20 protein-coding genes are annotated in these 22,256 nt (G+C 62.3%); 9 read left to right on the forward strand and 11 right to left on the reverse strand.

All coding sequences use genetic code 11. The annotated features are described in order from the left end of the window. Window positions 1-90 precede the first annotated feature (90 nt). Together HT585_RS25565 and HT585_RS25570 are read left to right on the forward strand one after the other, a co-directional pair. Complete coding sequence (locus tag HT585_RS25565; RefSeq protein ID WP_176355609.1) at window positions 91-768, forward strand: FadR/GntR family transcriptional regulator; 678 nt, start codon at window positions 91-93, stop codon at window positions 766-768. Continuing rightward, a complete protein-coding gene (locus HT585_RS25570; protein WP_176355610.1) occupies window positions 765-2,075 on the forward strand; it encodes a CynX/NimT family MFS transporter in 1,311 nt (436 codons plus the stop codon). Before HT585_RS25565 ends, HT585_RS25570 begins: the two co-directional genes overlap by 4 nt. 34 nt (window positions 2,076-2,109) lie before the next feature. Here the strand turns inward: HT585_RS25570 and HT585_RS25575 are convergent, their stop codons facing one another. The 3 genes from HT585_RS25575 to HT585_RS25585 are packed head-to-tail and all read right to left on the reverse strand — an operon-like array spanning window position 2,110 to window position 6,311. Then, complete coding sequence (locus HT585_RS25575; protein ID WP_176355611.1) at window positions 2,110-3,039, reverse strand: electron transfer flavoprotein subunit alpha/FixB family protein; 930 nt, start codon at window positions 3,037-3,039, stop codon at window positions 2,110-2,112. A gap of 23 nt (window positions 3,040-3,062) precedes the next feature. Then, complete coding sequence (locus HT585_RS25580; protein ID WP_176355612.1) at window positions 3,063-3,827, reverse strand: electron transfer flavoprotein subunit beta/FixA family protein; 765 nt, start codon at window positions 3,825-3,827, stop codon at window positions 3,063-3,065. Between the two features lie 42 nt (window positions 3,828-3,869). Then, window positions 3,870-6,311, reverse strand: a complete 2,442-nt coding sequence (locus tag HT585_RS25585; protein WP_176355613.1) for a GcvT family protein — start codon at window positions 6,309-6,311, stop codon at window positions 3,870-3,872. 95 nt (window positions 6,312-6,406) lie between these two features. Between HT585_RS25585 and HT585_RS25590 the strand changes: the two genes are divergently transcribed. Further along, window positions 6,407-7,342 (forward strand): LysR substrate-binding domain-containing protein, encoded by a 936-nt coding sequence (locus tag HT585_RS25590; protein ID WP_176355614.1) that lies wholly within the window; start codon window positions 6,407-6,409, stop codon window positions 7,340-7,342. Here HT585_RS25590 and HT585_RS25595 read toward each other — a convergent pair. From HT585_RS25595 to HT585_RS25630, 8 genes are all read right to left on the reverse strand, one after another. Then, window positions 7,339-8,622 (reverse strand): NAD(P)/FAD-dependent oxidoreductase, encoded by a 1,284-nt coding sequence (locus HT585_RS25595; protein ID WP_176355615.1) that lies wholly within the window; start codon window positions 8,620-8,622, stop codon window positions 7,339-7,341. The two genes, HT585_RS25590 and HT585_RS25595, sit on opposite strands and share 4 nt — an antisense overlap. A gap of 76 nt (window positions 8,623-8,698) precedes the next feature. Beyond that, entirely contained in the window at window positions 8,699-9,589 is an 891-nt protein-coding gene (gene purU, locus HT585_RS25600) for a formyltetrahydrofolate deformylase (protein ID WP_246707939.1), read from the reverse strand. Window positions 9,590-9,638: 49 nt separating this feature from the next. Next, window positions 9,639-10,778, reverse strand: coding sequence for an aldo/keto reductase (locus HT585_RS25605; RefSeq protein WP_176355616.1), 1,140 nt, complete (start codon window positions 10,776-10,778; stop codon window positions 9,639-9,641). Window positions 10,779-10,821: 43 nt separating this feature from the next. Continuing rightward, window positions 10,822-11,556: an aspartate/glutamate racemase family protein gene (locus HT585_RS25610; protein ID WP_176355617.1), complete on the reverse strand. Its 735-nt coding sequence runs from the start codon at window positions 11,554-11,556 to the stop codon at window positions 10,822-10,824. An 85-nt stretch (window positions 11,557-11,641) separates the two neighbouring features. Continuing rightward, window positions 11,642-12,481 (reverse strand): ABC transporter substrate-binding protein, encoded by an 840-nt coding sequence (locus HT585_RS25615; protein ID WP_176355618.1) that lies wholly within the window; start codon window positions 12,479-12,481, stop codon window positions 11,642-11,644. Window positions 12,482-12,508: 27 nt separating this feature from the next. Continuing rightward, window positions 12,509-13,171: an amino acid ABC transporter permease gene (locus HT585_RS25620; protein ID WP_176355619.1), complete on the reverse strand. Its 663-nt coding sequence runs from the start codon at window positions 13,169-13,171 to the stop codon at window positions 12,509-12,511. Next, window positions 13,171-13,815 (reverse strand): amino acid ABC transporter permease, encoded by a 645-nt coding sequence (locus HT585_RS25625; protein WP_176355620.1) that lies wholly within the window; start codon window positions 13,813-13,815, stop codon window positions 13,171-13,173. Before HT585_RS25625 ends, HT585_RS25620 begins: the two co-directional genes overlap by 1 nt. Then, window positions 13,812-14,618, reverse strand: coding sequence for an amino acid ABC transporter ATP-binding protein (locus tag HT585_RS25630; protein ID WP_176355621.1), 807 nt, complete (start codon window positions 14,616-14,618; stop codon window positions 13,812-13,814). Before HT585_RS25630 ends, HT585_RS25625 begins: the two co-directional genes overlap by 4 nt. A 744-nt stretch (window positions 14,619-15,362) precedes the next feature. Here HT585_RS25630 and HT585_RS25635 point away from each other — a divergent pair. The 6 genes from HT585_RS25635 (at window position 15,363) to HT585_RS25660 (ending at window position 22,148) form a co-directional block, all read left to right on the forward strand. Beyond that, window positions 15,363-17,042, forward strand: coding sequence for a putative bifunctional diguanylate cyclase/phosphodiesterase (locus HT585_RS25635; RefSeq protein WP_176355622.1), 1,680 nt, complete (start codon window positions 15,363-15,365; stop codon window positions 17,040-17,042). Window positions 17,043-17,180: 138 nt separating this feature from the next. Next, window positions 17,181-17,699 (forward strand): ubiquinone biosynthesis methyltransferase UbiE, encoded by a 519-nt coding sequence (locus HT585_RS25640; RefSeq protein WP_176355623.1) that lies wholly within the window; start codon window positions 17,181-17,183, stop codon window positions 17,697-17,699. Next, complete coding sequence (locus HT585_RS25645; protein WP_176355624.1) at window positions 17,696-18,874, forward strand: class I SAM-dependent methyltransferase; 1,179 nt, start codon at window positions 17,696-17,698, stop codon at window positions 18,872-18,874. The genes HT585_RS25640 and HT585_RS25645 overlap by 4 nt, the downstream gene beginning before the upstream one ends. Then, a complete protein-coding gene (locus HT585_RS25650; RefSeq protein ID WP_176355625.1) occupies window positions 18,871-21,231 on the forward strand; it encodes a SpoIIE family protein phosphatase in 2,361 nt (786 codons plus the stop codon). Before HT585_RS25645 ends, HT585_RS25650 begins: the two co-directional genes overlap by 4 nt. A gap of 4 nt (window positions 21,232-21,235) precedes the next feature. After that, entirely contained in the window at window positions 21,236-21,796 is a 561-nt protein-coding gene (locus HT585_RS25655; protein ID WP_176355626.1) for a slr1658 superfamily regulator, read from the forward strand. A gap of 13 nt (window positions 21,797-21,809) precedes the next feature. Continuing rightward, window positions 21,810-22,148: a slr1659 superfamily regulator gene (locus HT585_RS25660; protein WP_077502623.1), complete on the forward strand. Its 339-nt coding sequence runs from the start codon at window positions 21,810-21,812 to the stop codon at window positions 22,146-22,148. Window positions 22,149-22,256 lie beyond the last annotated feature (108 nt).

Here is a 22,256-nt window from a genome sequence, read left to right on the forward strand (position 1 = left end):
GCTGGCGCAATTGTGCAATACCGGGGGTGGTTGACGGCAGTGAATTACAAGCATATTGATCAAATCATCCGATGACTTGATGAGTTTATGATGCAACCCGTCAACCGTACCAATCTTGCAGACAGCGCCGCCGAAAACCTGCGCGCCGAAATCGTCAGTGGCCGCTGGGGCGTGGGCGACCGCATCCCGAACGAAACGGTGCTGACGGAGCTGTTGTCCGTCAGCCGTGGCACCGTACGCGAAGCCGTGCGCGTTCTGGTGTCCCAGGGTCTGCTCGACACCCGCCAGGGCTCCGGCACCTATGTTCGCTCGACGGTCGATCCGGCAGGCGCGCTCGACCGCGTCAAACGCGCCGGATTGCGCGACCAATGGGAGGCGCGCGCCGCCCTTGATGTCGAGGCGGCAAGACTTGCGGCTATCCGCCATACGCCGGCCGACCTCAAGCGCATGACCTTGTTACTTCAGGCGCGCGGTACAGTTGCCGATGGCGGCTACGAGGCTTTCGGCCAACGCGACATCGCCTTCCACAAGTCGATCGTCGAAGCTTCGGGCAACCGCGCCATTGTCGGCCTCTACGACTTTTTCACCGCGTCCATCCTCGAAACCATTCATTCGACGCTCCAGGGCGACGTGCCGGAGCCGGATGACGAGGCACACGCGGCCATCGTCACCGCAATCGCCACCGGCGACCCGGACCGAGCCGCAGCCGCGGTCCGCGCCTTCATGGCGCCGGTGCTGCGCGAACTCGACAGGCTTCTTTCGCAATGAACCAGACTTTCCGCGACCCTAATCCGCCTGCCCATCAGATCGCCGCCATCAATGCCCTCGAAGATCAGCTCATCGACGCTGAAGCCGATAGCGTTCCCGAGCCTCAGCCGCCAGTCATGCCTCGCGGTGTGGCGCGCTTCGTGCTCGGCGCCAGCCTCGTGCTGATCGCCTTCAACCTGCGCCCATTGTTTTCCAGCTTGTCGGTGTTGCTGCCGGAGGTGATGCGCGACACCGACCTTTCGACATCCGGCGCCAGCCTGCTGACAACACTGCCCGTGCTCTGCCTCGGCCTGTTTGCACCGCTCGCCCCAAAGCTGGCCCAACGCTTCGGCGCCGAACGCACCCTGCTCGGCGCCCTGGCTTTGCTCGTGCTCGGGACAGCCTTGCGCGGTTTCGGAGCTGTGCCGCTGCTCTTCCTGTCGACTTTCGCCGCTGGCGCCGCCATCGCGATCGGCAACGTCCTGCTTCCCGGCCTCGTCAAACGCGACTTTGCCGACAAGGCGGCGATCATGACCGGGCTTTACACCATGGCGCTTTGCGCAGGCGCTGCCGGTGCCGCCGGCCTGACCCTGCCGCTCGAACATGGGCTGACCGGCTCGTGGTCCGGTGCGCTCGCCATCTGGGCGCTTCCCGCCTTCATCGTCCTGTTGATCTGGACACCGCAGGCGCTCGGCAGCAAGGCGCAGGTCAGGCACACTGGCTTTCGTGTCACCGGCCTCTGGCGCGATCGTCTCGCCTGGCAGGTCACCCTTTTCATGGGTCTGCAGTCGGCGCTCGCCTATTGCATCTTCGGCTGGCTCGCACCCATTCTGAGGGAACGCGGCTTTGACCCCGCGACGGCAGGCGCCATTGTCTCGGTCTCGATCATGACACAGGTCGTCACCTGCCTGCTGGTTCCGTCCTTCGCCATCAGACGCAAGGACCAGCGCGGCATCAACGTCGCGCTCGTCCTTGCCGCAGTCATCGCGCTGCTCGGCATCCTCTTCGCGCCGCCATCGACGGTGATCTTCTGGGCCATTCTGCAGGGCTTTGGCCAGGGCGGGCTGATTGCGGTGGCGATGACGCTGATCGTGTTGCGCTCGCCGGATTCCCACGTCGCCGCCCATCTCTCGGGCATGGCGCAGGGGGTTGGGTATGTGCTCGCCGCCATCGGCCCGCTGCTCGTTGGGCTCATCCGCGACTGGACCGGTAGTTTCGATGCCGCCGCCATCCTGTTCGTGGCGCTCGGCCTCGGCGCTGCGACCATGGGCCTTGGCGCCGGGCGCGCGCTGCATGTCGGCGCGCGAACGATCAGGATCGACGGCTGAACCTCATCGTTCAGCCGTCGCTTCTGAAGTCTGTTCAGGAAGCTCGCTCCATTTCCGGCAGGGCTTCGAAGAGGTCGGCAACGAGGCCGTAGTCGGCGACCTGGAAGATCGGTGCCTCCTCGTCCTTGTTGATGGCGACGATGACCTTCGAATCCTTCATGCCCGCCAGGTGCTGGATCGCACCGGAGATGCCGCAGGCGATGTAGAGATCGGGCGCGACCACCTTGCCGGTCTGGCCGACCTGCCAGTCGTTCGGGGCGTAGCCGGCGTCGACCGCAGCGCGCGATGCGCCGACGGCAGCACCGAGCTTGTCGGCAACCGGCAGGATAACTTCCTTGAACTTTTCCGCCGAACCGAGCGCCCGACCACCAGAGATGATGATCTTGGCCGAGGTCAGTTCCGGGCGATCCGACGACGACAGCGCGTCGGCAACGAAGGTCGACAGACCCGGATTGGCAACAGCCGCAATCGTTTCGACCGAGGCAGAGCCGCCTTCGGAGGCCGAGGCGAACGAGGCGGTGCGCACGGTGATGACCTTCTTGGCTTCGCTCGTCTGCACCGTCTGGATGGCGTTGCCGGCATAGATCGGCCGTTTGAAGGTGTCGGAAGAGACAACTTCGGTGATTTCCGAGACCTGGACGACATCCAGAAGCGCTGCAACCCGCGGCAGCACGTTCTTGCCGACCGAGGTGGCGGCGGCAAGGATGGTGTCGTAGCTGCCGGCCAGCGAAACGATGAGGGCTGCCAAGGGCTCGGCCAGATTGTTGGCAAGGCTTGTGTCCTCGGCCACCAGCACCTTGGCAACGCCGGAAAGCTTGGCGGCCTGGTCGGCGGCCGCCTTGGCGCCGGCACCGGCGACCAGCACATGCACGTCGCCGCCAATCTTGGTGGCCGCCGTCAGCGTCTTTGCGGTCTGGTCGGAAAGGTGGCTGCCGTCGTGATCAGCCAGAAGCAGAATAGCCATGATGAAATCTCCCTTTCCTGAACTTACAATACGCCGGCTTCGACTTTGAGCTTCTCGACCAGCTCGGCCACCGACTTGACCTTGATGCCGGCCTTGCGGCCTTCCGGCTCCTCGGTCTTCAGCACCTTCAGCCGTGCCGTGGTGTCGACGCCGAAATCGGCCGGGCTCTTCTTGTCGAGCGGCTTCTTCTTCGCCTTCATGATGTTGGGCAGCGAGGCATAACGCGGCTCGTTGAGGCGCAGGTCGGTGGTGACCACGGCCGGCAGCTTGATGTCGATTGTCTGCAGGCCGCCATCGACCTCACGTGTCACCCTTGCTGTGCTTTCTGGCGCCTTGCCATCGCCGATCTCGACCTTGGAGGCAAAGGTGCCCTGGGCCCAGCCAAGCAAGGCCGACAACATCTGGCCGGTCTGGTTCGAATCGTCGTCGATCGCCTGCTTGCCGACGATGATCAGGCCGGGCTGTTCGACTTCTGCCACACCCTTGACGATCTTGGCGACAGCCAGCGGCTCGACCTGGTCTTCGGTCTCGACCAGGATCGCCCGGTCGGCGCCCATGGCAAGTGCGGTGCGCAACGTCTCTTCGGCCTTGGCCGGACCCACCGATACGACCACGACCTCGTCGGCCTTGCCGGCTTCCTTCAGCCGCAGCGCCTCTTCCACCGAGATCTCGTCGAACGGGTTCATCGACATCTTCACATTCGCCAGCTCGACGCCCGAGCCATCCGCCTTCACCCGGATCTTGACGTTGTAGTCAACCACCCGCTTAACCGTCACAAGTATTTTCATGACCAACCCTTTCCGGCAATTTTCGTTGTCTGCTGATAACCGTTACATGCGACCGCGCTTGGCTTCGGGATCGTAAGGCGATTCCTCGATGACGCGGGCCTTGCGCCGCTCGCCGAGGATCGGGACTTCCAGTTCCGTGCCCGGCACCCCAAGCTCGACCGGCAGCAGGGCGAAGGCGACATCGTGGCCGAGCGTATAGGCATAACCGCCCGAGGTGATGCGCCCGACCAACTTGCCCTGGTGATAGACGCCTTCATAAATCAGCGAGCTTGCGCCATCGGTGTCGATCGCAAGGGTGAAGGAGCGACGGGGAACGCCCTCCTCCTTTGCCTTGGCCAGCGCATCGCGGCCGATGAAATCGCCCTTGTCGAGACGCACGAAACGATCGAGGCTGCTCTCCCAGGCGTTCAGTTCCGGATTCATGTCGCGATACATCGCCCGGTAGGACTTTTCGAGACGCAGCGATTCCAGTGCCTGCAGACCGATCAATCGGAGGCCATGCGCCTCGCCGGCGGCAAGCAGCGCATCGAGCAAGTGGCGCTGGTAGCAGAGCGGGTGATAAAGCTCCCAGCCAAGCTCGCCTTCGTAATTGACCCGCAGAAGCCGGACGTCGCTGGCGAGCCCCACGGTGCCCGATTGCACGCCGAACCAGGGGAAAGCCTCGTTGGAGAGATCGATCTCGGTCAGCGATTGCAGCACGTCGCGCGCCTTCGGCCCGACGATAGTGAAGCAGCCGCGATCATTGGTGACGTTGCGAAGCTGCACGCTGCCGTCCTTTGGCAGAAGCTTCGATAGATCGTCGAAATTCCAGCGCTCCGCGCGCGGCGTCGAGATCAGGTAGAACAATCCGTCTTCCAGACGGGCGACGACATATTCGGCCTGCACGCCGCCCTTCTTCGTCAGATGATGGCTGAGGTTGACGCGGCCGGTCTTCGGCAAACGGTTGGCAAGGATGCCGTCGAGCCAAGCTTCCGCACCCGGGCCGCTCACTTCGAACTTGGTCATCGGCGTCATCTCGACGAGGCCGACGGCGTTTCGGACGGCGTGGACTTCTTCGCCGACATATTTGCCCTTTTCGGTCCAGCGCCAGCTGTACTGGTCCTTCGCCTCCACGCCCTCGGGCGCAAACCAATTAGGCATTTCCCAGCCGTTGAGAACGCTCCAGACGGCACCCTTCTGCGTCAGGCGGTCATAGGAGGGAGCCGTCTTCTGCGGCCGGGCGGCCGGCATGTCCTGGCCGGGATAGTGCTGCTCGGCATGGGTGCCCCAGGCCTCGAGCACCTTCTCACGCGTCCAGTTCTTGTTGGCGTAGTCTCCGAAGCGGCGCGGGTCGAGTTCGGAGGTGTCGAGGCTGTTGCCGCCTTCGACGATGCGTTCGGAAAGGTAGTAGCCGATGGCTCCGCCCCAGAGGATGCCGCCGGGCACGCCCTCGGCGATCCAGACATTGTCGAGCCCCCACGCCGGACCGACCAGCGGCAGCTCGTCCGCCGTCATCTGGAAAGGTCCGCGGACATTGGCCTTGATGCCGACGCGGCCGAGTGCCGGCACGAGATCCATCGCCCGCTCCCAGTTCCAGGAAACGGAATCGAAATCCTCTTCGAGCAGGTCGGCGCCGAACCATTCCGGCACGCCGTTTTCGGCAAACAGCTTCAGGTGCTCGGTCTTCTCGTAAGGGCCGAACATCAGGCCGTCGCCCTCTTCGCGCAGATAGCCCTCGAAACCTTCGTCGCGCAGGATCGGCATCTCGGGCAGGCCCTGGCGCTTGCGCTCGATCACCTCGGGAACGGCATCGGTGATCCAGTATTGGTGGACGATCGGGATCGCCGGGATGTCGAGGCCGAGCATGGCGCCGGTCTGGCGGGCATAGTTGCCGGTCGCCGAAATGATGTGCTCGCAGATGATCTCGCCCTGATTGGTCTTGATCTTCCACTCGCCGCTCGGCATGCGCTCGAAACCGTGCACCTCGGTATTGAGATAGATCTTGGCGCCGCGATCGCGGGCACCCTTTGCCATGGCCTGCGTCACGTCGGCCGGCGCGATGTGGCCGTCGTCGGGATGATAGAGAGCGCCCAGCATCTCCTTGTTGTTTTCAAGCAGCGGCCAAAGTTGACGGGCCTCGGCCGGCGATATCAGCTCGGCGCGGATGCCCTGAACCTCGGCGACGCTCATGTAGCTCTTGTACTCGTCGAAACGGTCGCGGGTATTGGCGATGCGCAGCTGGCCGCATTTGTGCCAGCCGACATGCTGGCCGGTTTCGGCCTCAAGACCCTCGTAGATCTCGATGGTCTTGGCGATCATCCGGCCGATATTGATCGAGCGGGCGTAGGACGGGATGAGGCCAGCGGCATGCCAGGTCGAGCCGGCCGTCAGTTGCGTACGCTCCAAGAGCGCGACGTCTATCCAGCCGCGCTTCGTCAGACCGTAGAGAATGGCTGCACCGACGCAACCGCCGCCGATGACAACGGCCCGAGCATGAGTTTGCATGAAGAGGTTCCCTTATGTGGAATTTTCAGCAACTTACAAACGGCCGGCGCGCTTGTAATCTTGCTAAAAACTATCCGGGGGCATAACCTCAGTTTATGCATAGGCTCCGCTCGCTCGTCCCATCCGCCAACTATCTCTTCGTCTTCGAGGCCGCCGCCCGGCGGCAGAGCTTTACCGGCGCGGCGGAGGAACTGAATGTCAGCCAGCCGGCCGTCAGCAAGACGATCCGGCTGTTGGAAGAGGCGACCGGCCTCAAGCTCTTCCGCCGCGAGCATGCCCGGCTGGAACTGACAGCCGAGGGCAAGCGGCTCTACAAGGAAACCCAGGAAGCCTTCGATCACCTGCACATGGTGATATCGTCGCTCAGGCAAAAGCACTCGCGCGACATTGTGCGCGTATCGTTCTCCGCATCCTTCGTGCAATTGTGGCTGCTGCCGCGGCTGAAAGCCTTCAAGGCGCAGCATCCGGATATCGCCCTGCGCATTGCCGAAAGCAGCCGCGACGACCAGGACCTGCTGGAGGAGGACATCGATCTTTCCGCCCGGCTCGGGACCGGCAAATGGCCGGGTATCCACGCCTGGCATTTCGTCACCGAGGAGGTTTGGCCGGTCTGCAGCCCCGCCTATCTGAAAGAGCACGGGCCGATCGATACCCCGGCCGACCTGCTCAATCACACACTCCTGCATTTCGAGGAGCGACATCGCTCACGCGTCGGCTGGCGGGAATATCTCGAGCGCAACGACGTCTCAGCCGCCAAGCTGACGCAGGATTTCGTCTTTACCGACGCGCTGAACTCGATCGAGGCGGCCGTGCTCGGCCAAGGGGTCGCGCTCGGCTGGAAGCATCTGGTGCACGACCACCTGAAGGCCGGCAAACTCGTCTGCCCGATCCGGGCGAGTTATCTCACCGGACAGAGCATCCACATCGTCATGCCAGCGCAGCGCCCGCCGAAGCGCGGCACCGAGATCTTCCGCGACTGGCTGATGGAGCAGAACGCTGACGCCGATATCTTCGCGGGCGCGGCTGGTTAGAAGCGCTCGCCGACGAAGTGGGCAACCTGGGCTCCGGCCTCGTAGTAAGCCTCCTTCAAACGCCGCATCGGCGGATCGCTGGGGTCGCTGAGCGGCAACGGCAGCTCGACCTCGGCAATCTCTCCGAGGATATGCCGCGCCAGCACCCGGCCGAACACCGTTCCCGGCGCGATGCCGCGACCGTTATAGCCGGAGAAGCCGACGACATTCGGTGCAAACCGATGGAAGCGTGGCAGCGCATTGGTGGTCATGCCGATCTGGCCATACCACTCACACTCGAAATCGACCTTGCCCAGCTGCGGGAAGAGCCGGGCAAGCGAGCGCCGCGCCCAGGCCTTGTGGACGGAGGCACCGCCGTTGCGCAGAGCGCCGACGCTGCCAAACACCAGCCGGCCGGCCTTGTCCATGCGGAAGGAGGAAAGGATCTCCTTGGTGTCCCAGACGCCCTCGCGTTTGGGCAGAATGGTCGCGAGCAGTTCCGGTGCGAGCGGCCTGGTCGCCAGATTGAAATAGGGCAGATAGACCTGTTCGGTCCGCACCTGCTCCCATGGGCCGGTACTGTAAGCATCGGTCGCGACGATGATCCAGTCCGCCGTCACGGATGCCCTGTCCGTCGCCACCTTCCAGCGGCTGCCGATACGCTCGGTCGAAACGACCCGGCTCGATGTATGCACGGTAACGCCGGCACGTGTCGCCGCGTGGGCCAGGCCGCGAACATAGGCGAGCGGCTGCAGGGTCCCTGCCCGCCTGTCGAGCAGTGCGCCGGCATAGGCCGTCGTGCCGACCCGAGCGGCCGTCTGGGCAGCCGTCAGAAGCTCGACGGGTGCTCCGCGCTTTTGCCATTGCGACGCGCGATCCTCGATCTCCTTCAGGCCGCTTTCGCCGACGGCGCAGTGCAGCGTGCCGTTGCGTTCGAGTTCGCAGGCGATGGCGTGTTTGTCGATCAGCTCCATCACCACGCGCGGCCCGTTGCCGAGCAGATCGAGAAGTCGTTCGCCATGCACTTCGCCGAGTTCGCCCGGCAGGTCGTCCGGCATCACCCACATGCCGGCATTGATCAGCCCGACATTGCGACCCGCGCCGCCAAAGCCGATCTCCGTGCCCTCAAGCAGAATGACCCTGCGGCCGGCTTCCGCCAGATGCAGCGCCGCCGAAATACCGGTGAAACCACCACCCACGACGACCACATCGGCGGATGTGTCCGTTGCAAGCGGGCCGGTGACCGGCGGCTGCGGGGCGGTTTTTTCCCAAAGGCCATGGGAGCAGGGGTCGTTCAGCATCGGTCCGGTCCTTCATGCGGGGTGTCGCTTCGTCTCTGCCCGCATTCTATCGTTCATGACAATGATAATGTCGCCGTCACTGTGTAAAGACCACCGTCCTGTGGCCGTTGAGCATGACGCGGTTTTCCAGATGCATCTTCACCGCACGGGCGAGAACACGGCTCTCGATATCGCGGCCGGTGGCGACGAAATCGTCGGCGCTCATCGCGTGCGTCACCCGCTCGGTCTCCTGCTCGATGATCGGACCCTCGTCGAGATCAGGCGTCACGTAGTGAGCCGTGGCTCCGATCAGCTTGACGCCGCGCGCATGTGCCTGGTGGTAAGGTTTGGCGCCTTTGAACGACGGCAGGAAGGAGTGGTGGATATTGATGATCCGGCCGTAGAGCCGCTTCGACAGTGTGTCCGAAAGCACCTGCATATAGCGGGCAAGGATGACGAGGTCGGCCCCAGTGTCGCGCACCAGATCGATCAGCCGCTGCTCCTGTTCGGCCTTGTTGTCCTTCATCACTTTCCAGTGGTGATAGTCAATACCTCCGAGTTCGGCGGTCCCCGCGCTGTCGTCGTGGTTGGAAACGATGGCGACCACCTCGGCATTCAGCCAGCCGACGCGGATCTGGTAGAGCAGATGCAACAGCGCATGGTCGAACCTTGAGACCATGACGATGATTTTCGGCCGTCTCGCAGCATCCGCAATCGCAGCCCTCATGCCGAAGCGATCGATCGCCGGCTTCAGCGCCCGCTCGACGCCGTCTCGCGCCATGCCGGCGGGTCCGGTAAAGGCGATGCGCATGAAAAAGCAGTTGGTCTCCACATCGCGAAACTGATTGCTTTCGACGATGTTGCTGCCGATCGCAGCAAGCTCGGTCGTCACGGCGGCAACGATGCCGGGCTGGTCGTCGCAGGCAAGCGTCAGAACGAAGGCGGCGGCGGTGCCTGTGGATGTCAGGTTGGCGGGCATCACGGTCATGCCTCTTCCTTTCGTGATCGCGGTGGCCGGAATGGCGCGCTGTTGCGGGTCAGTTCTTGGATTTCGGCTGGCCGAAGACATAGTCGGTGACCTTGGGCAAAAAGGTCCCGCTATAGTAGCCCGGCGGCTTTTCGCCGACCGCGACCCCGGCATTAAGGATGCCGGCCTGATAATCGTCGGCAAACAGCGAGTAGGGGTAAACCGGCTCGACCGCGCTTGCCGCTTGCAATTGCTGCCGCAATTCGGAAGGCATCGAAAAATCCAAGGCGGCGAGGTTGTCGTCGAGCTGCTCGATCCGGCTGGCGCCGATGATGGCGGCGCCGACCCCGGGCTGCGTCACCACCCAGTTCAAGGCGACCTGCGCCATGCTGCGGCCGGTCTCGGCGGCGACCGCCTCCAGTGCCGCTACAATGCGCATGTTGCGCTCGGTAAAGAGGCCGAGCCCGCTGCCGGATGTATCGAGCGAAAGCCGCCCCGAAGCCTGCTTGCCGGCGCGATACTTGCCGGAGAGCAACCCCATGGCGAGCGGGCTCCAGGCGGTGATGCCGAGACCAAGCGTCTGGGCGAGCGGCACGAATTCGTTCTCGATGCTGCGCTCGGCCAGCGAATAGGGAAGCTGCAGGCAGATCGGCGGCGTCAGGGCATGGGCTTCAGCCCACGTCTGGGCGCGTGCCGCATACCATCCCGGCACGTCGGAAAGTCCCGCATAGCGAATCTTGCCGGCGCGCACGAGATCGTCGAACGTCCGCATGACCTCCTCGACGGGTGTGATCCGATCCCAGGTGTGCAGCAGATAGAGGTCGATGTAGTCCGTCTTCAGCCGCCGCAGCGAGGCGTCGACGGCGCGCATCAGGTTCTTGCGGCCGTTGCCACCGGCATTCGGGTTGCCGGGCTCCAGGCTGTTGGAAAATTTGGTGGAGATCACCACTCGGTCACGGATGCCCGCCTCGGCGACGAATTTTCCGATCAGCTCCTCGCTGACCCCGACCGCATAGGAATCGGCAGTATCGATGAAATTGCCGCCGACCTCGATGTAGCGATTGAAAATCGCACGCGCCGCATCCTCGTCCGATCCCCAGGAGCCGCCGATACCGCGAATGCCGCCATTGCCGAAGGTCATCGTGCCGAGCGCAAGCCGACTGACCCTGAGGCCCGAGCGGCCGAGAAGGTAGTAGTGGTCCATGGACATGATTGGGTTCCTGTTTGCCGCCCGATTTAACCGTCGGCCGCCATCACATGTGGCCGCGATAGCTTCTGCGGGCGACGCTTTGCTGGACGTGGTTGATCATCGTGATGAAATCGAAGACCGGCCGGCCGGTCGCCGCCTGCACCGCGTGAGCATAAGGCGGCAGATCGCTGCATTCGAGCAGAATGGAGCGAACATCAGGGTTATCCTCGACGAGCTTGCGGGCGACCTCGGTAACCTCGCGCTCGATCTGAGCACTGTCCAGCGTGCCCTTTTCTTCCAGTATGGCCTCACGGAACTCCGTCTGCCCCTCCATGCCGGCGATGGCCAGCGGAATATGCCCCGGCACGTTGCTCGCCTCGAAGTGGCGCGGCGTCAGTCGGCTGGCATTGGCCGTGATGATGCCAACCGTGCCGCCGGCCGCCGCATGCATGAACGGGATCTGCATCAGGCTCGACAGGAACACCGGGATATCGACCGCGGCTGAAACCTCTTCCTGGAAATAGGCCATGAAACCACAGGCCCCGGTGATCGCCTTGACGCCACGGTTCTGCAGCTCGACCGCCGCTTCGATGAAGACGTCGCGAAGGGCCGGATCGCGCTGGTTGAGCAGCCGGTCGATCGAGGCGCCGCGCACTTCCTGGAAACGGACGGGATAATCATAGGTGGTGGCATTTCCGACATTGCCGGGCACGCAAGGATATGCCGCATCGAGGATGAGGATGCCGATCTGCTCCCCGTACCACGACTGCGTCCTCCGCGTGACTGTGTGGACAGTCATCGTCTTGTCTCCGATATCAGATTGTTGGCAAACCGGCCTAACCGCCGAGGGAAACGGGAGCCTATAGCGGCTCCCGCAGGTGATGTTACTGAACCAGGCGCGGCGCGCCGGTTTCGGCCGCCGTCCCATCAAGGCCGTAAGACTTCAGGACGTTGACGATGGTGCCGTCGGCGTGCATCGCTTCGATCTGGGCATCCAGTGCGACACCGAGTTCCTTGGCATTGAACGAATAGGGGAACGCTGCCTGAGCGGCCTCCTTGGTCGCCCTCACCCGATCGTCGGAGGCTGCGACCTTGACCTTGACGTCCTTGAGAGCGCCGCTCTTTTCAGCAACGACGCCCGTCGAATAGCCGTCCACCGCCACGTCGATACGGCCGGCGAAGAGGTCCTGCTGCATGTTGACCGAGTTCGGATAGAGCTTCAGCTTGGAACCGAGCATGGTCTTCAGGTCAGTCACCCAGAGATAGCCCTGAACCGTGCCGACCTGCTTGCCGTCGAGGTCGCCGACGGTGGCAAAACCATCCTTGGAATAGATCGCCATCTGGTCGGTGTAGAGCGGCGCCGAGAGGTTCATGACCTTGGCGCGCTCGGCCGTGCGGTACCAGTCGCCGGTCGCAATATCGGCCTGACCCGAAAGCACGTACTGGATGGCAGCGGCCGGATCGACGGCAACGGCCTTCACCTTCAGGCATTCGCGCTTGGCGAATTCAGCGGCGAGATCGCCGTCGATGCCTTTCATGTTGCCGGCGTCATCGAGATAGGAATGGGGGACGTAGGTTGTCACGGCAACCGTGAGCGTGCCCTCTTCGATGGTGGCGAAGGTGTGCTTCGGAGTGCAGTCCTGCGCGAACGCCAGCTGGCTCGATACGAGGACGCCGGCGATGCCGGTCAGCAGAAGGCGGGTTTTGGTCGCAAATGTGGTCATGCCTGAATGCCCTTTCGTGGTGTTGGTTCAGCGTTGCGCATAGGATCCGGCGCGTTTTTCGACATGGCTGACGAGCAGCGCGGCGGGGATGGAGATCGAGGCGTAGAGAACGCCGGCAGCAAGCAGCGCCGGGAAGTAACGGAAGGTGTTCGAGCCGATTTCATAGGCGCGGCTGACAAGTTCCGGCAGCGCGATGGTGAAGCAGAGCGACGTGCCCTGGAAGATCAGGATCGAGAAGGCGAGCAGCGCCGGGAGAGCAACGCGCAACCCCTGCGGCAAGAGGACATAACGCAAAGCATCCAGCCGGTTGAGACCGATCGCAACCGCTGCCTCGCGCTGGCCATGCGGGATCGACTGCAGGCTGGCGCGAATGATCTCGCTGGAATAGGCGCCGGTGTTCCAGGCGAGCGCGATGACGGCTGCCGTGAAAGACCCGAGCGTCAGGCCTGTGGTCGGCAGGCCGAAATAGATGAACTGCAACAGCACCAGCGCCGGAGCGCCACGGCCAACCTCGACCAGGAACAAGGCAAGTATCTTCGTCAACCGGCTCTTGGCAAGGACGCCAAGGGCCAGCAACAGACCGAACGGAATGCCGATCAAGAGGCTGAGCGCCGTCACCTGCAAGCTGATCGAGAGACCCGACAGCAGATCGGGCAGCCAGGCGGAGAGTTCTTCGTAGCTCGGCAACATCAGCGCGCCACCTTTGCTTGCAGATAACTGTCGGCGACGCGCGACAGCCAGGCGACCGGCAGGCTGAGCAGGATGTAGAACATGCCGACCAGTGCGAAGACTTCGAGACCGCGAAACGTCAACTGCGACAGCTGGTTTCCCTGGAAGGCGAGCTCGCTGACCCCGATGGTCGAGGCCACCGCCGTTTCCTTCATCAGGCCGATGAGGTAGCTCGCGGCCGATGGCAGAGCGACGCGAAACGCCTGCGGCGCGACAACGTCCGTCAGGGTGGACCAGCGGCCGAGGTTCAGCGCCAACGACGCCTCCCATTGCCCGAAGTGGATGGAGGCGAGTGCGCCGCGGTAGATTTCAGCCATGTTGGCTGCCGCGATCAGTCCCAGCCCGGCGATAGCCGCATTGAAGGGGCTGATCGGAAAGACGCTCATTCCAAGGCCGAAGAAGATGATGAACAGCCAGAGGATCGGCGGAATACCGCGTACGATCTGGATGAAGATCATGGCCACGAACCGCACCGGCAGGATGCGGCTTTGCCTGGCCGCCACCAGCGGCACCCCGAGCACGGCACCGGCGAGGAACGCGCCGAGCGTCAAGGCGACCGTCCAGGGGAGCCCGCGCAGGATGGCGAAGAGATCGGCTGTGCTCATCGGTCGTGCACCGCGCGAAGGAAGCGTTTGGTGCGTTCCTGCTGCGGATTGCGCATGACGTCCTGCGATGGGCCTTTCTCGATAATCTTGCCATCGGCCATGATCATCACCGTGTCGGAGACATTCTCGGCAAAGCTCATTTCATGGGTGACGACGATCATCGTCATGCCGGTTTCGGCCAGCTCCCGCATGACGGCGAGGACTTCGAGGCCGAGTTCCGGATCAAGGGCCGACGTGGGTTCGTCGAAGAGCATGACGTCAGGATCGAGCGCCAGCGCCCTGGCGATTGCGATGCGTTGCTGCTGGCCACCGGAACAGCGGCCGGGAAATTGCTCCGCCTTGTCGGCCAGGCCGACGCGGCTCAGCAGTTGCATCGACCGTTCGTCGGCATTTTTGCGGCTGCGGCCGAGGGCACGTTCCTGTGCCAGGCTGACATTGCGCAGCACCGTCATGTGCGGAAAGAGATTGAAGGACTGGAAGACCATGCCGACGCTGCGACGCAACGTCGAAAGCTCCGACCGGCCGGCGGCTGCGGCGGCATTCAGCGAGATGTCGCCGATGGTGACATGGCCGCCATCCGGCGGCTCCAGATAGTTGATGCAGCGCAGCAGCGTGCTCTTGCCCGAGCCGCTCGGACCGATGATCGCCAGCACCTCTCCCGGCATCACCTCCAGGTCGATACCGTCGAGCACCGTGTGGTTGCCGTAGTGTTTGCTCAGCTTGTCCAGCTTGATGAGGGGCTTTCGCGCCTGACCCTTTTCGGAAGGCGCTCCTTTGGCGGCCAGAGCATCGTCCTCAGTCATTGTCGGTTTGCCACTCCCCAAATGCAAGACAGCGCCATCCATGACGATTTCGCTCCATTGCAGGCACGGCACGGCTCGGCTCCACGCCGGGCAAGCCGCGTCCTGTCGCTGAATTTGTTTGATGTATGCCGTGCGCCCCAAGGCGAACGACTGTCGTTCCCGTTGTTTTGTTGTGGATCACCATAACGATTCGATGCGGCCTCGGCAGACGACAAAAATTGCAGGGCAGCATAACTTGGAGTTATGATCTCGACGGGTGGGTCCCGCCAATTGCCACGGAAGCCGGACGAATGTGTGAGGTTTGAAACACCTGCCGAATGCCACGGGTGATAAAGGCAACCCGTTCATGCAACCAAAAAAGGTTAATGCCGGCGGTCGGCGCTGTTGGCAAGATAACACTATTTTAGCCATGACCGATGAGCAAAGCCATGAGATCGCTAGATATCGCTATGCTTACCGAGTCGCTCAAAAATTGCCTGCCTCGCCGGCAAGTGATAGAAAGAGCTATAAAATTGCAACCGAACAGAGAAGGTGCCTGTGCTCGTACACTCGGTTCGAACTGTCGGCTTTGATGGTCGGCCGCACCACCTGCGGGCAGTATTGACGGTAACACTTTGTCCGATAGCCATGCGTGAGAACAGACTGAAATAGAGGGCGGTGCCATGCTTGCAGTTCAAGCGGTTCGGGCACAGCAATGTTCGCAAGCGGTCCGAACCAAACCGCAACGGAAAGGGAAAGGCTAGGATGTCAAGCACTGACTCGACGTTGTCTGCTGCATCTCCCGTGGACGATACCGTCCTTGGCAATACTGAAGAGGTCATCTCGGTTTACGACGAGGCCCTGCATCTGGTCGCTTCCTCGGTCGCTCTTCAACGGGCCTACGAGGTGGCTGGGCTGGTCGATGCAACACTCTGGCATGTCTATCCCGAACTGCTAGAGCCGGCCTCGAAGGCGATGGCCGAGTCCGTTCTTGCCAATGGCGTTCCCCGCAGCATCGAAATCTTCGACGCGCCCAACCGGTCACGGCGAACACTGCTGGTCTTTCGCGCCGGCCAGGGCGTCGGCGTTATCGAGACCGATGGAGCATCGGTGAGGCGGGAAGTTGCAAGTCAGGGCGAGAACGAACGCGCACTGCTGCTTCATCAGGCGACCCACGATGCCCTGACCGGATTGCCCAATCGTCGGCAATTCAGCGACGACCTGCGAAACGTGCTGCCGGCCGTTCATGAGAAGAAGCCGGCGCTGATGCAGATCGACCTCGACGATTTCAAGCCGATCAATGACACGCTTGGTCACGGGGCCGGAGACGCGGTGCTTCGCATGGCGGCCGAACGCATACGCGGCGTTTTGCAAGACGGCGAAGTTGCCTACCGGCTGGCGGGCGACGAATTCGCGATCATCCAGCGGGACGCCGAGCAGCCGGCCGAAGCCGAGCGGCTCGCCAATGCGGTGGTCAACGCCTTCAAGGAGCCGTTCACGGTCGATGGCATATCGGCATTCGTCGGCGCAAGCATCGGCATTGCCATCGCACCGCCGGACGGAAACGAGGGCGAGCAACTGATGAAGGCGGCCGACATCGCTCTTTATGCCGCCAAAAAAGAAGGCAGAGGCCGCGCCAAAACCTTCAGCCGATCTATGCTGATCGTGCTGGAACAACGGGAAATGCTGCGCCGAAGCCTGCGAACCGCGCTCAGGGAGAACCAGTTTTCCATCGAGTATCAGCCGCTGGTGAAGCCCCCCTTCACCATTGTCGGCTTCGAGGCACTGGTGCGCTGGCGTCATCCGCTGGTTGGCATCATTCCGCCCAATGTCTTCGTGCCGATGGCAGAATCCGATGGTCTGATGAGCGAGATCGGCCAATGGGTGCTGGAGCAGGCCTGCCGCCAGGCGACCACATGGCCCTCCCACTTCACCGTGGCCGTCAACCTGTCTCCGGCGCAGTTCCTTCACGACGGTTTCACCGACCGCGTATCACAGACGCTCGATATGGTCGGCTTGCGGGCAGACCGGCTCGAACTGGAAGTCACCGAATCGGTTCTGCTCGAGAAGACCACCAACAATCTCGACACGCTCAATACGCTGAACGTGCTCGGCATTCAGATCTCGCTCGACGATTTCGGCACCTACTATTCGTCGCTGAGTTATCTGAAGAACTTCCCGTTCGACACGATCAAGATCGACCGCTATTTCATCAAGGATCTCGAGAATGACGAGAAGAGCCAGGTGATCGTTCGCTCGATCATCGCGCTCGCGCACGGGCTGGGGATGGCGGTGACGGCGGAAGGCGTCGAGACGCGGGCCCAGGCCCTGTGGCTGGAACGCGAAGGCTGCGATCGCTTGCAGGGCTATTTCCTCGGCGTTCCGATGCCGCCCAACGCCATCGACGCCTATTTGCGTCAATCATCGTCAATGGAAGTTTCGTAAAAAAGCCGGAGTGAGGCTGTGGGGTCGGCCGCCGGGTCAAGGTGCGCCGGTCTCTGACCAGTTTGCGTGCCTGATAAATCAGCCTAGAAAGTGCCTGTGGGCCGTGGCAAAGTTCCACAGATGGAGGACGAAGCAAGTATGGACGTCGGTAACAGTGTGCCAGCGGAAGCGGCCTTCGAGCCCTTGCTCCAATTTGAAATGGAGATGGGGACGTTTCTTTCGGAGTGGCAGCATTGCGACCATGTCTCCACCTATCTCGCCCGCATGATCAGCCACAACAGGACTGATCCGGTCCGGCATTCGAATTTTTTCTCGTCGGCGCTCAACGAGCTGCTCGAAGTGTCCTTTCGCGGGGGAACCTCCAGCGGTCAAATCGGTCTTTCGATCTACCGCCATGGACCGATCGAGCGGGTTCAGATCACATTTCCATGCCCGGCCGAACAGGTACCGTTCTACCGCGAGGCCGTGCAGAAGATCGATCGCAGCGATGCGCATGCCCGCTATCTCGATTCCATCTCGACCGACATGGCACCCAGTCGCGAATCCGTCCTGCTCGACCTCGCCATCAATTTCGACGCGAGCATCCGTATCGAGGAAAGCACGTCGCCCGCGGTCACGCTGATCGTCGACTTGCCGCTGGAAGGGCTCGTGAGTTGAGCGTCGCAGGACTTTCCCCCAACTTCAAGGTGGCGTTCGACGCCAACAGCCAGGTGTTTTCGCTCGCCGGCGTCATCCGGCCGCGGTCCGTTGACGAGATCGCCGACAGCATCGCCATGCTCAGGCAGGCGATCGACGACGTTCGCGGCGTGCTTTACGTCGACGTGAAACGCCTGATCCAGATGAACAACACCGCATTCCATGCCTTCGTGCGGGTAGCCCTCGACGCCTGCCGGGCGCGCGCGGACCTGCGCATGGTGATCGTGACGTCGAGCGTCGTCGGCTGGACCACGCGGATGTTCGGACACCTCAACCAGATCGAACCGCAGATTACGGTCGAGGTCTACGATTCGACCTTCTATCCCGGGCAGAGCTTCGTCGAGGACACAAGCTTCATCCCGATACTGAGAACGCAGACGAAGATGACCTGGCGCCACGAGCGTTCGATCCTGCCGCGACACGGGCTGCGCCCGGGCATCGCAATGGCCGACGTCTGTTGCGGAATCGGCGACTTTGCCGTTCTCGTCCAGAAGGAGTTTCAGCCGGCGCGAATCGTCGCTCTCGATCATTCCAAGGCGAGCCTCGCCTATGCTCGGGAGGTGGCGACCAATTTCGGCATCACCGATATCGAGTACACCTACGGCGATGCGTCGGAAATGCTTTTGGAGGACAACCAGTTCGACTTTGTCAGCTGCCGCCACTCGCTGCAGATCTTCAACGAACGCGAGCTTCTCCTGAAGGAACTTTACCGGATCTGCAAACCGGGCGGACGTGTCTACATCACCAATGAAAAGAACTCGCACTGCCTCGGTGAGCCGCGCGCCCAGAGCATCCAGTGGACCTATAACGAGGTCGCCAAGCTGTTCAGCCATTTCGACATGGACGTCGAACTCGGGCCAAAAAGCCGACGCTACCTCGCAGACGCGGGTTTCGACGACATCCTGGTGGAATCCTTCATGGTGACGAACCTCGACGGCGACCCGCAGGACTTCGCCGATGTGATCACCGCCTGGGAAAACGTCTATGCCGGCGAAATGGCGGTGCGGCGCGGCGACACGCCCGAGTTCATCGAACGTTTCCGACAGGGCTTCCGAGACCATATATTTGCCGCCCTTCATCCGAAGGGCTACGCGGGCTGGCCGATCTGGGTCGCATCGGGGCGCAAGCCGACATGAATGAACCGAGTGCATCAAGCTCCCGTCTCGGGTTGAGGTCTTTCCGCGCCAAATTCGTGCTCGTTGTCGGCGGCGCCGTGCTGTTCGATCTGCTGGTCACAGGCGGCCTTGCGCTTTGGAATGTGCAAAGACTGTCGCGGGATGCCGCAACGGAAGTCGGCCAAGGCCTGCAGAAAGCCAACCAGGACTATATGCAGTCCTACGCAGAATCGACCGCCGCACGGGTCAACCTGCTTCTTGGCCAGGTCCACACCGACGTCGGAACGCTCGCAGGCGTTTTGCAGTCGCAGATTGATCGGCCGGTGCGCAAGTTCCAGGTCGGCGAGGCTCTTGCCCGCGGCGCGCCAGGTTCTGTCACTGTCGTCTACGATGAGAAAGGCGGATGGGCGCAGAACCTGCCCGGCCCGCCTTCGGTCGTCAGCGTCTGGGGATATCTTCTCGGACCGGACCGTCGCCCGCTTCCCGACGTCCAGACCGAGATCGAGAACAGCGCGGTGCTCGACCTCGTTGCCCCGAGCCTGCTGGAGAGTGGCCGGTCCAAGCTGCAGATGTATTACATCGGCCCCAAGGAGCGGCCGATTTTCAGGACCGCACCCTATACCGATCAGGCCCAGACCTTCGATCGGCTTTATCCCGGCCATAACGAGGCGGAATTCTGGACGTTCTTCTTCCCTGGCATCTACGAATCCTGGGAGCAATGGGCCAAAGACCCGAGCCTCAGGCCGGTGCCGAACGATGTGACGCAGACGGCGCCCTACACCGATGCGATCACCGGCAAGCTCATTGTCAGCTTCTTCCAGCCGCTGTGGTCGCGCGACCGAAAGGCCGTGGCAGGGGCTGCCGGCGCCGATATCACGCTCGACCAGCTGGCGGAGGTGGTACAGAACGTCAAGGTCGCCGAGAGCGGATTCGGTTTCCTGGCAATGTCCGATGGCAATGTGCTGGCCATCAACCCGGCCGGCGAAAAGACGATCGGTCTGCAGACATCAAGTGACACGAGCACGCAAGGCGTGACGGGTGCCGACCGTTCGCTGCGCAAGAGCGCCCAGGTCGCCATCGCGCAATTGCCGCTCGGGCAGGACGGGGTGATCCAGCGCGTCATGCTCGACGAGGCCGGGGAGAAGGTTCCCTATCTCGTTCTTCTGAAGCAGCTGCAGCCGGAGAATTTCTGGATGTCTGGCCCGGTGCGCAAGGAAACGATGTCGCTTGGTATCGTGGTTCCGGAACGCGAAATCTATGCGTCGCTGTTTGCCGCGCAAGCCGGCATCTCACAGGCGACGAACCGCATCCTCGCCTACCAGATCCTGGCCCTGCTTGCGTCGTTGCTGTTTGTGACAGCGGCGGTGTTCGGCATCTCCAAGCGCGTGACCGCCGGCATCAGTGCGCTTGCCGGCGCCGCCAAGCGCATCCAGGCCAAGGACTATTCGGTCCGCGTGCCGATCTCAACGCGCGACGAAGTGGGCGAAGCCGGCACGGCCTTCAACCGCATGGCCGAGGAGATCAGCTTCCACACAGAAAACCTCGAGCACCTCGTCGAAGAGCGCACCAAGCAGATCGAGGAAGCCAACCAGCAGATCTCTGCCCTCAACACGCAGCTGCGCAGCGAAAACCTGCGGCTCGGCGCCGAGCTGGCGGTCGCCCGGCAGATCCAGATGATGGTATTGCCGAAGGCTGGCGAGCTCGACGAGATCGCAAACCTGGAGATCGCCGCCTATATGAGGCCCGCCGACGAAGTGGGCGGGGACTACTACGATGTGCTGAGTGACGGCACGCGGTTGAAGATCGGAATCGGCGACGTCACCGGGCACGGCCTTGAGAGCGGCGTCCTGATGCTGATGGTGCAATCGGTCGCGCGCGCCTTGCAGGAAGCCGGCGACATGGATCCCAATCAGTTCCTCAACCGCCTCAACCGTGCAATCTACAAAAATATCGTGCGTACCAATACCGACAAGCACCTTTCCCTGGCATTTCTCGACTATGATGGCGGCCGCCTGACGCTTTCGGGGCAGCACGAGGAACTGATTGTCGTTCGCAACGCCCAAGAGGTGGAGCGCATCGACACGATGGATCTCGGTCTGCCGATCGGCCTGGAGCCCGATATCTCGCGGTTTGTCGCCACGCGCGAAGTCGCTTTTGCCCAGGGTGATATGATCATCCTACACACGGACGGGGTAACGGAAGCCGAGAACGCGGCTGGCGAACTGTTCGGCATCCAGCGGCTCTGCGACAGTGCGCGGCAGTTTTATGGACGCAGCGCCGAAGAAGCGAAATCAGGGATTCTCGAGGACCTGATGGCGCATATCGGCAAGCAGAAAATTCACGACGACATTACCCTCGTGGTCATGAGACACAGGTGAGCAGATGACGACTTTGTACGGACCGGCGGACCTGACCAGGGGCGCCAATGAAAGCGTGACGAGGCTCCGTCTTTACGACGGCCAGCTCAACCTCAGCTGGAAACATTGCGCTATCGCCTCGGACTTTGTCGCCGAGCTGATCGCCATGCGCTACCGCGGCTCGCGCAACGCCTACAAGGAAGTCCGGCACAATATCGGCTACCTGACCAACGAACTGGTCGAAAACGCGGTGAAGTTCCGCGCCGCCGGCGGCATCGTGGTCGAGGCTTCGATCGACGACAGCAATTTCCGTGCAAAGGTGTCGAACTTCGTCGATGGCGAGACGGCGGCACGCTTCCAGAATCTGCTGTCCGAGATCACCACGAGTGACCCGGGCGACCTTCTGATCGAACGCATCGAAGCCAATGCAATCGGCACCGGCAAAAGCGGATCGGGACTTGGTCTTTTAACACTGATGAGCGATTATGGCGTCCGTTTCGCATGGGTTTTCGGACCCAACAGCGACAGCGGAGACGTCGCGCTTGAGACTTATGCCTCGATCCCCGTCCCCGATATCTCGAACTGATGAGCAGGTGAATATGGAAATCAAGGACGAGGACTACCGCGTTTGGTCAGAGGGCAACGACATCCACTTTGAGGGAACCATGCGGCTTCCCGGCACGGAAGCCTATGCCCCGATCTTCACCCTGGCCATGGGCGTGCTTGAGGCCGAGCCCGACCGCATGACGATCGACCTGGGGGAACTGCAGTTCCTGAACTCGTCGGGGATCAACTTGCTCGCCAAGCTGACGATCGAGGCCCGCAACCGACCGAACGTGCAATTGACGGTGCGTGGAACCTCCGAGATTCCGTGGCAGTCAAAGTCGTTGCCCAACCTCAAGAAGCTCCATCCCGGCATTGACCTCAGGCTGAACTGAGGCGACATCGGCGACTGCAGCCGCGCAAAAGTCTTCGCCGGTTTTGCGCGCCATGCGCCAGACCGAGCGCTTGAAGCGCATCTGACAGATTGCGACACACCTTACACG

The sequence above is a fragment of the Ensifer oleiphilus genome, from assembly GCF_013371465.1.
Lineage (GTDB): Bacteria > Pseudomonadota > Alphaproteobacteria > Rhizobiales > Rhizobiaceae > Ensifer > Ensifer oleiphilus.